Annotated in this window: 18 protein-coding genes; 14 read left to right on the forward strand and 4 right to left on the reverse strand. The window is 46.9% G+C overall.

All coding sequences use genetic code 11. The annotated features are described in order from the left end of the window. The first annotated feature begins 77 nt into the window (after positions 1–77). Positions 78–638: a DNA-3-methyladenine glycosylase I gene (locus AAAA73_RS01320; protein WP_340596342.1), complete on the forward strand. Its 561-nt coding sequence runs from the start codon at positions 78–80 to the stop codon at positions 636–638. Between the two features lie 3 nt (positions 639–641). Then, the gene (locus AAAA73_RS01325) at positions 642–1004 is read left to right on the forward strand and encodes a nucleotide pyrophosphohydrolase (RefSeq protein ID WP_340596343.1); all 363 of its coding nucleotides are present in this window, start codon (positions 642–644) and stop codon (positions 1002–1004) included. On the opposite strand, the gene AAAA73_RS01330 is transcribed toward AAAA73_RS01325, so the two are convergent. Further along, the gene (locus AAAA73_RS01330) at positions 1001–1657 is read right to left on the reverse strand and encodes a YkgJ family cysteine cluster protein (RefSeq protein ID WP_340596344.1); all 657 of its coding nucleotides are present in this window, start codon (positions 1655–1657) and stop codon (positions 1001–1003) included. The genes AAAA73_RS01325 and AAAA73_RS01330 overlap by 4 nt on opposite strands. A gap of 34 nt (positions 1658–1691) precedes the next feature. Between AAAA73_RS01330 and AAAA73_RS01335 the strand changes: the two genes are divergently transcribed. The 3 genes from AAAA73_RS01335 to AAAA73_RS01345 all read left to right on the forward strand — a co-directional run bounded on the left by AAAA73_RS01335 (position 1692) and on the right by AAAA73_RS01345 (position 3189). After that, positions 1692–2078 carry a hypothetical protein gene (locus AAAA73_RS01335; RefSeq protein ID WP_340596345.1) on the forward strand — a complete coding sequence of 129 codons (387 nt, stop codon included), beginning with the start codon at positions 1692–1694 and terminating at the stop codon, positions 2076–2078. Further along, the gene (locus AAAA73_RS01340; RefSeq protein WP_340596346.1) at positions 2075–2455 is read left to right on the forward strand and encodes a hypothetical protein; all 381 of its coding nucleotides are present in this window, start codon (positions 2075–2077) and stop codon (positions 2453–2455) included. Before AAAA73_RS01335 ends, AAAA73_RS01340 begins: the two co-directional genes overlap by 4 nt. A 77-nt stretch (positions 2456–2532) precedes the next feature. Beyond that, positions 2533–3189 (forward strand): CatB-related O-acetyltransferase, encoded by a 657-nt coding sequence (locus AAAA73_RS01345; RefSeq protein WP_340596347.1) that lies wholly within the window; start codon positions 2533–2535, stop codon positions 3187–3189. Here the strand turns inward: AAAA73_RS01345 and AAAA73_RS01350 are convergent. Next, positions 3165–3620 (reverse strand): SRPBCC domain-containing protein, encoded by a 456-nt coding sequence (locus AAAA73_RS01350; protein ID WP_340596348.1) that lies wholly within the window; start codon positions 3618–3620, stop codon positions 3165–3167. The genes AAAA73_RS01345 and AAAA73_RS01350 overlap by 25 nt on opposite strands. A 61-nt stretch (positions 3621–3681) precedes the next feature. Between AAAA73_RS01350 and AAAA73_RS01355 the strand changes: the two genes are divergently transcribed. From AAAA73_RS01355 to AAAA73_RS01365, 3 genes are all read left to right on the forward strand, one after another. After that, a complete protein-coding gene (locus AAAA73_RS01355; protein ID WP_340596349.1) occupies positions 3682–4290 on the forward strand; it encodes a M15 family metallopeptidase in 609 nt (202 codons plus the stop codon). 479 nt (positions 4291–4769) lie between these two features. Continuing rightward, on the forward strand, positions 4770–6683 hold the full coding sequence (dnaK, locus tag AAAA73_RS01360; protein WP_340596350.1) for a molecular chaperone DnaK: 1914 nt from the start codon (positions 4770–4772) through the stop codon (positions 6681–6683). A 157-nt stretch (positions 6684–6840) separates the two neighbouring features. Then, positions 6841–7437, forward strand: coding sequence for a Crp/Fnr family transcriptional regulator (locus AAAA73_RS01365; protein ID WP_340596351.1), 597 nt, complete (start codon positions 6841–6843; stop codon positions 7435–7437). On the opposite strand, the gene AAAA73_RS01370 is transcribed toward AAAA73_RS01365, so the two are convergent. Beyond that, a complete protein-coding gene (locus tag AAAA73_RS01370) occupies positions 7420–8286 on the reverse strand; it encodes an MBL fold metallo-hydrolase (protein ID WP_340596352.1) in 867 nt (288 codons plus the stop codon). The genes AAAA73_RS01365 and AAAA73_RS01370 overlap by 18 nt on opposite strands. A gap of 133 nt (positions 8287–8419) precedes the next feature. On the opposite strand from AAAA73_RS01370, the gene AAAA73_RS01375 reads away from it, so the two are divergent. Genes AAAA73_RS01375 through AAAA73_RS01390 form a run of 4 tightly spaced genes read left to right on the forward strand, consistent with a single transcriptional unit; the run spans position 8420 to position 10385 of the window. Then, positions 8420–8731: a rhodanese-like domain-containing protein gene (locus tag AAAA73_RS01375; RefSeq protein WP_340596353.1), complete on the forward strand. Its 312-nt coding sequence runs from the start codon at positions 8420–8422 to the stop codon at positions 8729–8731. After that, complete coding sequence (locus AAAA73_RS01380) at positions 8732–9154, forward strand: YeeE/YedE family protein (RefSeq protein WP_340596354.1); 423 nt, start codon at positions 8732–8734, stop codon at positions 9152–9154. It abuts the gene before it with no gap. Continuing rightward, positions 9155–9595 carry a DUF6691 family protein gene (locus AAAA73_RS01385; RefSeq protein WP_340596355.1) on the forward strand — a complete coding sequence of 147 codons (441 nt, stop codon included), beginning with the start codon at positions 9155–9157 and terminating at the stop codon, positions 9593–9595. Positions 9596–9602: 7 nt separating this feature from the next. Continuing rightward, entirely contained in the window at positions 9603–10385 is a 783-nt protein-coding gene (locus AAAA73_RS01390) for a sulfite exporter TauE/SafE family protein (protein WP_340596356.1), read from the forward strand. Between the two features lie 41 nt (positions 10386–10426). On the opposite strand, the gene AAAA73_RS01395 is transcribed toward AAAA73_RS01390, so the two are convergent. Then, positions 10427–11830: a DEAD/DEAH box helicase gene (locus AAAA73_RS01395; RefSeq protein WP_340596357.1), complete on the reverse strand. Its 1404-nt coding sequence runs from the start codon at positions 11828–11830 to the stop codon at positions 10427–10429. Between the two features lie 138 nt (positions 11831–11968). Here AAAA73_RS01395 and AAAA73_RS01400 point away from each other — a divergent pair, with 138 nt between their 5' ends. Then, a complete protein-coding gene (locus AAAA73_RS01400) occupies positions 11969–12832 on the forward strand; it encodes an MBL fold metallo-hydrolase (RefSeq protein ID WP_340596359.1) in 864 nt (287 codons plus the stop codon). A 9-nt stretch (positions 12833–12841) separates the two neighbouring features. Then, positions 12842–13264, forward strand: coding sequence for a YeeE/YedE family protein (locus AAAA73_RS01405; RefSeq protein WP_340596360.1), 423 nt, complete (start codon positions 12842–12844; stop codon positions 13262–13264). Position 13265: the final 1 nt, after the last annotated feature.

Raw genomic sequence — 13265 nt, forward strand, 5'->3', positions numbered from 1 at the left:
TAAGTGTAGCGGGAGTTTGACGCAATTAAAATTGTAAATGTGCACAAAGTTGATAGGATGATCAGATCGAGGTCGAGATGTCATACTGCCGCGCCATCACTCATATGTCAGAAGAGAAAAAAGCCATTCATAAGCCCTACCATGATAAGGCCTATGGATTTCCTATACACGATGACAATGAACTGTTTTGTCGTTTGATTTTAGAGATCAATCAAGCAGGGCTTAGCTGGGAAACCATTCTAAAAAAGCAGGATTCATTTCGGAAGGCTTATCATAACTTCAATATCAAAAAGATAGCGGCCTATAAGGCGGCTGATCGCAAACGCTTGATGGCAGATCCCGGCGTGATTCGCAATCGGCTTAAAATCAACGCGGCCATCGAAAATGCCAAGGCTATTTTGCTGCTGCAAAAAGAATTTGGGTCCTTTGAAAAGTGGCTCGCGCATCATCATCCATTAAGCAAAGAAGAATGGGTGAAGTTGTTCAAAAAGACTTTCAAATTTACGGGCGGGGAAATCGTGAACGAATTTTTATTGAGCGCGGGGTACTTACCGGGAGCCCATGACAAGGATTGCCCTGTCTTCAAGAAAGTAATGAAAGCGAAACCTTTGTGGAACTCCAAGAGTAAGAAGAAGTAGAGTATGAGTAATGCAGATTCACTTTCAGAACTAAGTCAGCTGGTTCAACAATTCTGCACCGAGCGGGATTGGGATCAATTTCATCCTCCCAAAGATCTGGCCATCGGCATGTCGACCGAAGCCAATGAACTTTTGGATCTGTTTCGCTTTAAATCGGACGCAGAGATTCAGGAAAAATTGCAGTCGGCAGAATTTAAAGAACAAGTCTCTGACGAACTGGCCGATGTTTTTTTCTTTGTGCTGAGATTTGCGCAGATGAATAAAATTGACCTATCAGCGGCATTGGCAGGAAAACTTAAAAAGAATGCAGCGAAGTACCCGGTGGAATCAGCCCGGGGATCCAACAAAAAATACAATGAAAGCTAGCGACCGCCAAGCTCCAGTGAAATCATTTTCGCCATAGGTCCAATCAACACGGTGCTGTCTTCATTTGCAGCACTAATGTAAAGATCCACTTTCGGGAAGTAGCGCACAGTGATCGTCGCATCCAGTGTTTCGCAGTTTTTTGCCGGAGTCGTCACCGAGTGTCGGCGACACATTACCGGGCGATGTTCGTAAACACTGCAAGAACCTTCTGAATTTAAAAAGACACAAGGGTTGTCCTGATTGCGCATACCTTGCTTCCATAGCGGGTCTTGAAGTTCACGAAGACTTTGGCGATGCAAGCGGTTCCGATCAATCGGGTGGCCATCAAGAATCAGCTGGCTCAGGATTTGTGCTTCGTGGTTGGTGATTTCAACTTCCATGTGACAGCAGGCCGAGCAGCCCTTAAAGCAACTCACTTGGATTTCTTTTTCTGAGTCAATCTCTGAATCCACAAGCTGGTGCAGGGTGCGGGCGCGCAAAGTATCCGGCGACACCGTCTGAAGCTCCCCACTCACACGGCTTAGTTCTGCATCCAAATTGTGCAGAAAGGACGTGAATGTTTCCGCATCCATTTTTTCCTGGAAATCATGAACAAAGTTTTTAAAAGACTTCGTCAAGCGGGGATGTTGGGTTAAGAAATCATTCAGGCTCATTGATTGAGTTTAGCTTTGTTTGCTAGGATTAGCCATGACTTTACCACTTCAATACTTTCAGCTCTGGCTGCTTAAGTTCTTCACATTTTTACTGGGATGTATGTCCTGTTTTTTCTTTCAGGCAAAAATGGGTATGTCCACGGTCGAAGCTGCGGCTTTGACCGGACTGCTGGGAACTTTTATCCCTGCTACCAAGCGAATTGAAAGCAATCACGTTCATGCGAACATTTATATGGGCGCCTTTGTCGCCATGGGTTCCAAAGTCACCGAGCAAGGATTCTGGGAGATCCTGCTGGTCTCTGCGATTGGCTCTTTGATTTACTTTGTGATGAGTCGTTACTTTAAAGGCATGGGCGGGCGTTTGGGCACCATCGCTTTTATCTCGTCACTTCTGGGACTGGCACTGAAGGTGATGGTATGACGTTGTTTGGAGTCTTGCTGGTTTCAGTGCTTGGGGCGCAAGCGACATATTTTTTGATTCACCAGAAACATTGGCCAACGGTCAGAGCTTCGGCATTTCCGGCGTTGCTCTTTGTGATTTTCCTAAGAGTGTCTGGTGTGAACTGGGATGGCGCCCTTCAAGGGGCCTTCTTTGGTGCCACCTTCGTGGGGATGACAGATAAATCCCGCCTTGGTTGGAAAAGAGTGTTAGTTGCCAGTTTGGTGTATGGTGTGGTCTTTACTTTCCTGATTCCACTTGCGAGAGGAATTGGCGGAGGTTTGGGAGCTGCGGCCTTTGCATCTTGTTCGGTTGTCTACTTTGCAACGGGTGTTATCAAGAAGTTTCAGAAAGCTTAGCACTGAAGAGTTTGTACTATGCGGGACTTATCATAGACTGCTTGATGTTTCGTTCCGTCGTTGCTTAGATTTAGGGCATGACAAACAACTATTTTTCCTCACCCTTTGCCGGCAAATCCCTCAAAGATCAAACAACTCATCCCAATATAATTGTGGGTGAGCACAGTTACTACTCGGGTTATTATCACGGACACTCCTTTGACGAGTGTGCCTGGTATTTACCTCGTGATCGCAGCGATGTGGATAAGCTCTATGTTGGGAAATATTGCTCCATCGGTTCCGGAGCCATCTTTATGATGGCGGGCAATCAGGGCCACAGGAAAGAGTGGATCTCGACATATCCTTTCGCGTTCATAACAAATAATCCTGTCTATGCCGAGGCTCAAAATGGCTATCGTGCTGCCGGCGACACCGTGATTGGCAATGATGTGTGGATTGGTGCTGAAGCGATGATTATGCCGGGAGTGCGCATTGGTGATGGTTGTATCATCGGCGCCAGAACTCTGGTTGCAAAAAATGTGGAACCATATTCTATCGTCGCCGGAAGTCCCGGGGAAGTTGTCAGAAAAAGATTTTCCGATCCGGAAATCTCGATGCTGGCTGAAATGAAGTGGTGGGATTGGTCCGACGACATGCTAAAAGATGCCATGCCGATTTTGACCAGCAATGAAATTGTGAATCTGTATCGCTACTGGGAAAAACGTAAAGTTCAGTCTCCAGTTGATGCTTTGTAAGCACCTTTGCGCAGATTGATTCCGTATTCCAAAAAAGCTTTCATGGCGCAGATCATCTGTGACCAACCCATGCAGTTGCCGTAGGAGGATTTGATGCCTTCTTCGGTGTCAGGCCATCCGGTTTCATACACTTTTACTTTGGTTTCAGCCGAGTTCAACGCTTCAAAGTGAAACTCGACATTATTCCAACCACCGGTGGTGTTTTCCCATTCGAACATGATTAATTTGTCCTGAACGACTTGTTTGGATTTAACATTAAAGGGACCGGGGAAGTCGGCGAATTCCCATTCAACTGTTTCACCTTGTTTCAACGGCGCTGAGGCATGCCCCGTTACAAAGTAAGAACTGATTTTCTTGTTGTCATAGACTGCGGCAAAAACCTCAGAGACGGGTTTTTGAATTATAATCCACACTTCGAACTTTGGAATCATGGGTAACCTCCACGGGAGATTTAATCATTGATCGAATTGTGAATCGTTGTAAAGTGAATCCATGACATCTTTCGCCAGTGAATTGCAGTGGATTGAACAGAACTTCCGTGAAATCAAAGAGTCCGATCAGGTCTCTTTGGATATGCGCTATGCCAGCGTGAACAATTTTATGAGCCAGGATATTTACGAGGGCTTTGGCCGTTGCTTTGTGGCGCCAGTCACCTACGAGATGTTCATGCGCGCCTGTGAAAACTTAAAGAAAAAACATCCCACCTTGAAGTTTGTTATCTGGGATGCGCTTCGTCCGCGCAGCATTCAGGCAAAGTTTTATCAGTACCTGGAAGGCACTCCTTTTCAGAACTATGTAGCAGCACCTTATCCGGGATCTTTGCATAACTTCGGCATGGCGATGGATCTAAGCTTGCGAGAGCGAGACGGGGACTATCTGGACATGGGCACAGGCTTTGATGACTTCCGGGATCTGGCTCAGCCAAAACTAGAACAGAAGTTTTTGAAGTCGGGGGAGTTGAGCAATTTGCAATTTAGCAATCGCATGATTCTAAGAAACCTGATGGAGAACGAAGGCTTCAAAGTTTTGGAGCATGAGTGGTGGCATTTCAATACTCTTCCTAAAGATCAGGTTCACGGGAAGTTTCCAATTTTAGAGTAGTGTCGTGTTTTGGGTAAAAAAATAGCCCTGGAGAATGAAGGGTTTCGCCAGGGCTTAGAGGGACTCTTGTTCTTAAGGAACTCAATGTTTTTTAAGGGAAGAGCGAAGCAACATCATTGCATAAATGCTCTCCAACACGAGTTAAAAGTCCGTAAGGCAGCCCCGTTCTAAATTAAAAATCAGCCATCAAATCCCCAAAGGCGCCTGCCGGTTTTTTGATACACACCATGTCAGCAACGGGTGATGCGTGTCGCCATTTTGTCGTATTGGTCTAGATGTTTTTTGCGGCGCTTACAGATGCTAAAGTGGAGTCTGATAAGTAGTTGAAAACACTAGTGTAAATTTGGCAGTTTTGAGGGGCTAAAAAAACTCATTCTGCACCTTGACGGAATGCCATCCGAACCCACATTTATCCTGTGTTATTCAAGCTTTAATTAATAAATGCCAAATCCAGGTGGGCATTTAAGGAGAAATCAAACATGGGTAAAATTATTGGTATCGACTTAGGGACGACAAACTCATGCGTCGCTATTATGGAGGGCGGAGAAGCCAAAGTTCTTGTGAACGAAGAAGGCGCTCGCACAACTCCATCGGTTGTTGCTTATACAAAAGACGGTGACCGTCTTGTTGGTCAAATCGCTAAACGTCAAGCGGTGACGAATCCAGAGAATACAATCTACTCTGCGAAACGTTTCATCGGTCGTCGTTTCGAAGAGATTTCTGAAGAAATCAAACTGGTTCCTTACACTGTTGTTGCTAAAGGCAATGACTGTGCATTCAAAGTTCAAGGCAAAAACGTATCTCCAGAAGAGATCGGTGCGGCAGTTCTTGGTAAACTTAAAAAAGTTGCTGAAGACTATTTGGGCGAGCCGGTAACTGAAGCAGTTGTGACTGTTCCAGCTTACTTCAACGATGCTCAACGCCAAGCTACTAAAGATGCGGGTCGTATCGCAGGTCTTGAAATCAAACGTATCATCAATGAGCCAACAGCGGCGGCATTGGCGTACGGTATGGATAAGAAAAAAGAAGAGAAGATCGCTATCTTCGACTTCGGTGGTGGTACATTCGATATCTCCATCCTGGAAGTTGGTGACGGTGTTGTTGAAGTTCGTTCTACGAACGGTGACACTCACTTGGGTGGTGACAACTTCGATACAGTTATCTTGGAATGGTTGATCACTGAGTTCAAAAAAGACCAAGGTATCGATTTGAAAAACGATAAAATGGCTCTTCAACGTCTTAAAGAGGCAGCTGAGAAAGCTAAAATCGAGCTTTCATCTGCACAAGAGACTGAAATCAATTTGCCATTTATTACTGCAGACCAAACAGGTCCTAAGCATTTGCAAACGAAATTGACTCGCGCAAAATTCGATCAAATGACTGAAGATCTGGTTAAACGCTCTATGGAGCCTTGCCGCAAAGCTTTGGCTGATGCTGGTATGAAAGCTTCTGAAATTGACGAAGTTGTATTGGTGGGTGGTTCTACACGTATCCCTTCAATCCAAAAAGCAGTTAAAGAATTCTTCGGCAAAGAGCCAAACCGTACAGTGAACCCGGACGAAGTTGTTGCTATCGGTGCAGCAGTTCAGGGTGGCGTTCTTGCGGGTGACGTGAAAGACGTGTTGTTGCTAGACGTGACTCCATTGTCTCTTGGTATCGAAACTTTGGGTGGTGTGATGACTCCGCTTATCGAGCGCAACACGGCGATTCCTACTAAGAAATCTCAAGTGTTCTCGACGGCAGCTGACAATCAACCAGCCGTAGATATCCACGTTCTTCAAGGTGAGCGTAAGATGGCTGGCGACAATAAAACACTAGGTCGTTTCGAACTAGTGGGTATTCCACCAGCTCCACGTGGCGTTCCTCAAGTTGAAGTAACATTCGACATGGACGCGAACGGTATCTTGCACGTATCGGCGAAGGATATGTCTTCAGGTAAGACTCAAAACATTAAGATCACTGCACAAAGTGGTATGTCTGAAGCGGAAATCAAACAAGCCGTTGCGGATGCTGAAGGTCACGCAGAAGAAGATAAGAAAAAAGCTGAGGCAGTGACTCACAGAAATAACCTGGACAACTTGGTTTACCAAACTGAGAAATTGATCAAGGATTCTGGTTCTCAATTACCTGAGGCGGAAGTTAAAACTGCGAACGATGCTATCGCTGATGCTAAAAAAGTTCTTGAGAACAAAGGCGCATCTGCTGATGAATTGAAAGCGGCTTTCGACAAGCTTCAAGCTTTGACTCACACCATGACTTCTGAGCTTTACAAAAAGCAAGGAGCTCAAGGTGATGCTGGTCAAGGTGCACCAGGTGCAGACGCTGGTGCTGGCGGCGAGAAAAAAGCTGACGGCGACGATGTGATCGACGCTGACTACAAAGACGTAAACTAAGTTTTCGTTGAAATACTTGTAAAAAACCAAAAAGCCCCTGGGGAAACCCAGGGGCTTTTTGGTTTTTGGTACGGACACACTTTCTCCAGGGCGAAGGGGGGCATCTCTGGGATACCTTTTGCTTCACAGGTTCGTGGCTAGCCTGTAGTCTTTAGCTATGGAATTAGTTGATGTCTTTAAAGGTGCTCGCGTCGAAAAGTTTAAACGTGGTGATGTCCTCTACAAAATGGGAGAGGATCCACGGAGCATCTACTTTCTGATCGAAGGTTTGGTAGGTCTGGTGGTCTGGAGTGAGTCGGGAAAAGATCATTTGCTCCGTCTATTTAAAAAGAATCAAATATTTGGGCATCGCAGTTTTTTTGCGCAGGAGCCATATCATGCTTCGGCTACAGTGATCGAAGATGCCACGGTTTATGTGATTTCCAAAGAGGAAATGCGAGACCGTATGAAGGGAAATTGCGATCTGGCGGAAAAGCTTTTGCAAACCCTGGCGGCGGAGTTACGCCGGGCCGAAGAGAAGCAGGTTGTTTTGACCGAAAAGGACGTCACTGCGCGGATCGCTGAGGCCGTTGTTTACTTCAAGGATTTTCATCCAACACACTCCTGGACTCGGCAGGAGATTGCTGATTTTTGTGGAACGACAGCCGCAACAGTGATTCGAACGCTGGCAAAATTTGTTGATGACGGCCTCATTGAACAACGAGGCCGCGAGATCATAATTCTAAATAAGGATGAGTTACTGTCTCAAGGGTAGCTTGACGTAACTGACGCCGTTGTCTTCAGGCTCTGGTAAATGCCCTGCGCGGATGTTGATCTGAATACTGGGCAACAAAAGCTTGGGAGCGCTTAAAGCAGTATCCCTGTTTTTTCTGAACGCCACAAATTCCTCTTTTGTGGTGTCTTCTTTTAGTTGAATATTCTTTTCCTTTTCCTCACCAACTGTTGTTTGGAATTTTAGTTCGCGTCCCTCAGGCTGATAGTCATGACAGACGAATACCCGCGTCGTGTCTGGCAGCGTGTAGATTCTCTTTGTGATGGAATCAAACAGGGCGTCGGCACTGCCGGCGGGAAAGTCACAGCGACCAGTACCGGAATCCGGCATGAAGATCGCGTCACCAGTAAACAGAGCATCCTCGATAAGGTAGGAGGAGCACGCCGGCGTGTGACCTGGTGTAAAAAGAGTTTTAATTTTTAATGAGCCGGCCTGCAAGATTTCCTCGTCCTTTAAAAGAATATCGAAGTGCACTCCGAAGGTATTAAAGTCTTTGGTCAGATTGAAGACAGGATTGAATAGTCGCTGAACTTCAAGGATGCGCTCACCAATGGCGACTTTTATTTCAGGATAGATTTTTTTAATGAGCTGCGAACTGGAGAGGTGATCTGCATGGGCATGGGTTTCCATCACAAAGTGTGGCTTAAGCTGAAGCTCATTCAGATATGAAATCACTTTATCCATTGATCCTGTGGATAGCTTTGAGCTGCCTGGATCATAGTCCCAGACGGGATCGATGATCACCGCATCCCGGGTTTTCGGATCGTGAACTACATAGGTCAATGTCGATGTGGCTGAATCAAAGAAGTGTTGAATTTGGATGTTTTTCATTTTGAGACTCCTTGCTTATGGGTCCTCGTATTTGTTTTAGATTAGGTTTTTCCCAAAGGAATCGTTATGTCGGCCATCATAATGGGCTGGCCACGCATGATTTAGGATCAAAAGAGTCAAAAGGAGTTTTTTTATGCGTGAGATAATATGCGAAGAACTAAAGAAAAGGCTGGGCCACATTCGCATTGTCGATGTTCGCACACCAGAGGAATTCACGGGAGAGTTGGGACATATTCACAACTCAGAGCTGATCACCCTCGGGCCGGATTTGGAGTCTTTTTTAAAAGAGCAATCCAGAGAACAGGAGATTGTCTTTGTCTGCCGTAGCGGTGCGCGCTCGGGTCAAACGACTCTCCTTAGTGAAGAACTTGGATATGTAAACACTTACAATTTGGTTGGCGGCATGCTTCGTTGGAACGAACTAGGCTACGCAAAGGAGAGATAGATGATGCAGTCAATACTTTCAGCCTTGAGCGGAGGCGCTTTGATTGGTTTAGCGGCCTCTTTGATGTTGATTCTGAATGGCCGGGTCACCGGCATCAGCGGGATCGCGAATGGGCTGTTAACAAAAAATAAAGGTGATTACCTATGGCGATTCGCCTTTATCGGTGGACTTGTTTTAGGTGGTGCAGTGCTGGGGCAGGTAATGCCGCAAGCTTTGGAGAGTACGATTTCACGCGAGACCTGGGTCATAGCCTTGGCGGGCGTGATCGTGGGTTTTGGAACGGTCTATGGCAGTGGTTGTACGAGTGGTCATGGTGTTTGCGGGATATCCCGTCTTTCACCTCGTTCTCTGGTGGCTACCGCGGTGTTTATTGCTATCGGAATGTTGACAGCAACAGTTTTGAAAATGGTTGTGGGGTTTTAAATGAAAAAGCAAAATCATATGAGAGTGGGAGTGGCCTTGGGGGTGGGTTTTTTATTTGCCCTGGGGTTGGGAGTTTCCGGAATGACTCAGCCCCAAAAAGTAATTGGATTTCTGCAACTGGGTGAAGGCTGGGACCCGTCGTTAATTTTTGTGATGGTGGGGGCTATTCCGGTTAATGCATTATTCTATTTTCTGTTTAAGAAAAAACAGAGTCCACTGTTAGATACCAAGTGGCATGTGCCCACCTCACGCGAGATTTCCAAGCCGTTGGTAATCGGAAGTGCGCTTTTTGGATTCGGATGGGCATTGGGAGGTTACTGTCCCGGGCCGGCGTTGACTTCGGTTGGCAGCGGTTCTCAGGCGGCAGTGATTTTTGTTGGTGCCATGTTCGGCGGAATGATTCTGCATCGTTTTTATCAACGCTTGCAAAGTTCAAAGTGAGGAAGTCATGGAATTGTTGGGATATGTAGGTGCAGTCGTCATAGGTCTATCCCTGGGGCTTTTGGGTGGAGGAGGCTCCATTCTGGCAGTTCCATTGTTGGTCTATCTGTTTAAAGTTCCTGCGGGGACTGCAACTTTCTACTCACTTTTTATTGTGGGGTTGACGAGTGCAGTGGGGTTTGTCAAAGCGGCTCAAGCCAAACAAGTTAATTTATCCGCGCTGGCTGTATTTGCGATTCCAAGTATGGCCGGAGTTCTGGTGGTTCGTCGGCTGATTTTGCCGACCGTACCGACCGTTGTGGATTTTAGCGTGGGGTCGATCAGCAAGGATGCACTTATTCTGATCGCTTTTGCGGTGGTCATGTTAATGGCCTCAGTGGCGATGATCAAACCTCGCGCCAAGGAAACCTCGCAGCAAAAAGATCCTTTATGGATTTCGGCCGGAAAGGCCTTAAGTGTTGGCGCCGTAACCGGATTCGTAGGGGCCGGCGGCGGGTTTCTTATCGTTCCGGCATTGGTGGTTATGAATAGCTTACCGATGAAGATCGCGGTGGGAACATCACTGGGAATTATTGCCCTCAACTCATTCTTTGGTTTCTTCAGTGATGCCATCGGTGGAATGAGTGTGGACTGGAGTTTTGTTTTAAAGATCTCCGCTCTGGCGGTCGTCGGAATTGTGTCGGGACAACAATTAGGAAAAAGAACCTCCGACACCAAGTTAAAACCAATGTTCGGAGTCTTTGTTTTGATTGTAGGAGCAGCAATACTTTTAGCGCAGTTACTTTCGTAAGGTACGGACTTACCTCCCAGGTAAGCCCGTATTGGGCAGTCTTAGCGTTTCTTGAATGGCGACTTGCGGGACGCTGGTTTTCCGTTTGCGGGCTTGCCAGTGCTTGGCTTGCCTGAGCTGGATTTAGCAGATGACGACTTTGAAAACGGCGTCTTGCCTGAAGGTTTTCCTTGAGCGGATTTCGCCGCGAAAGGTTTACCTGTGGATGATTTTCCAGTCGCCGGTTTTCCCGTCATTGATTTTTTATCACCAGATTTATGGCTGGCTTTTTTAGGCGCCGAGCCTGGTTTTCCTTGAGCGCGGGGATGTGTGTTATATTTTGAGCGATCGTAATTGTCGGATTTGCGTCCCTCAAGCTTGCTGATCAACGGCTCATCGCGCTCGGTGACCAAGTTGATGACGGTTCCTTCGCGGCCAGCGCGGGCTGTGCGGCCTGCGCGGTGAAGATAGTTATCCATTTGTTTTGGTAAGTGGTAATTGATCACGCGATCAACGTTTTCAATATCCAAACCGCGTCCTGCCAGGTCCGTGGCAACCAAGAATTTGATTTCGCCTGCGGTAAATTTTTTTAAATTAGAACGACGATCGTTCTTTTCCATTTCGCCACGATACAAAGCCACGGCATGTCCCTTGGCTTCCATTTCCTGCGCCAGCTTGTCGCATTGTTCGCGGGTGTTGGCGAATAGGATTGTGCCGCCTTCGACTTTTTGTTTTAGCAAGCGATCCAATTGCTCCCAACGATTGCCGTCTTTCACAATCAGATTTTTGGTCGTCAAAGTTTTAACGACCTTGCCACTGCCAGAGCTTTTGACAACTTCAGCACTGGAGAAAATCTCCTCCATCAAATCCTGTACTGTTGGAGACATGGTTGCAGAAAACATAGCCGTTTGCACATCCTGAGGACACGCATAGTAGGCTTTGTTCGACATATCCAGGAAGCCCTGATCCATCATCTGGTCAGCTTCGTCAAAAACCAACATACAAACGTCAGTCAAATTGATCTGATCCAGATCCATCAGCTGTGAAAGGCGTCCCGGTGTTGCCAACAGGATTTCAAACACACCGGAAACATTTCGTTTGGCCTGTTCCATTGCCATTCCACCCAGAGCGGGACGGACACGCAAACGAGTGTCATGGGTCAAAGTTTTAAAGACTTTTGAAACTTGTTCTCCCAGTTCGCGGGTAGGAACTAAAACCACCGCGCGTGGGGAGGACTCCGCCGTCACCGGGTGGCCTTCCTCTTCAAGTTTTTTAAGAAGGTGCAGCATTGGCAATGCATAGGCCAATGTTTTACCGCTTCCAGTTTCAGAAATTCCCACCACCGATTGGCCGCCCATCAATAGCGGAATAGTGTTGCGCTGAATTTCTGTGGGTTTGGTAATACGTTTCTCGGTAAGGGTTCTGGTTAAAGAGGGGATCAAGCCAAAGTCTGCAAAATTATTCATGGGGGCATTCTATCATACTCTGTGGTGAGGCCAATCTGAATTGTGCCGGCTTATGTTATCTTGTCTTCTGACGCGCATTTGCTACCAAAAGTAAGTCCGTACCCTTAGAATTTGGGCATATTTTACAGTGAGGAATTGATGGCTATAGAGGTGAAGCATTTCTTTGATCCGGCGACGTCGACGATTACCTATGTCGTGCATGACCCCAAAAGCCGGGACGCCGTGGTGATTGATCCCGTTTGGGACTACGATCCAGCTGCTTCAAAGTTGTCCAATAAGTCATCAGAAGCGGTATTGGCCTATATCAAGGAACAAAATCTTGCCCCGCGCATGATCCTTGAAACCCACGTTCATGCCGATCACGTGACGGGGGCGCAGTTTTTTAAAGAGCGTTTTCCTGAGGCTCCATTGTGTATTGGCGAGCGTATCACGACAGTGCAAAAGATTTGGCGCGATATGTATGATCTGGATGCAAAAACCGACATCCAGGGAAAAGTTTTTGATCGCCTGTTAAAAGAACATGAAGTCGTGCAGGCCGGAACTTTGCAGTTTAAGGTGTTCTTTACCCCGGGACACACGCCTGCGTGTTCGTCTTACCTGTTTGAAGATGCTCTGTTCACTGGCGACGCACTATTTATGCCGGATTCAGGAACAGGCCGTTGTGATTTCCCAGGTGGATCGGCCAAGGATCTGTATAACTCAATCACCACGAAAATCTATTCTTTGCCAGAGACCACGCGCATCTTTGTTTGCCATGACTATCAGCCCGGCGGGCGCGAGTTCATGTGTCAAACATCTGTGGGCGATGAAAAGAAGTCAAATATTCAACTCAATGGCACGACGTCGGAAGAACAGTATATCGAGTTCCGCACTAAACGTGATGCAACTCTGGCGACACCGAAATTGTTGCTGCCAAGTTTGCAGATCAATATACGCGCGGGTCGTTTGCCTGAGGCTGATTCGCAAGGCAAAAGATTTTTAAAGATTCCAGTGATCGACTAGGAGAAACACATGCAGGAAAGTATTGTGATGGCATTGGTTGGAGGCGTGATTATCGGAGTTGCGACCTCGTTGTTGTTGGTTCTGAACGGCCGCGTGGCTGGTGTCAGCAGTATTTTGAATGGCTTGCTGGAAAGATCCCCTTACGAATCCGAATGGAAGTGGTTCTTTGTTTTTGGGATGTTCTTTGCCGGTATGGTGATGAATCAGTTTCATCCGGAATATTTTTCAGTCGACGTGAATCGCTCATCGCTGATGATCATGATTGCCGGGTTGTTGGTGGGCTTTGGCACCTTGATGGGAAGTGGCTGCACCAGTGGGCATGGTATATGTGGCGTGGCCAGACTGTCGGTGCGCTCCATCGTGGCCACGATTTGTTTTATGATTGCAGGTATGGTCATGGCGAATTTCCTGCGCCACGTTGTGGGGTTGTAAA

The organism is Bdellovibrio sp. GT3 (assembly GCF_037996765.1).
Taxonomy (GTDB): Bacteria; Bdellovibrionota; Bdellovibrionia; order Bdellovibrionales; family Bdellovibrionaceae; genus Bdellovibrio.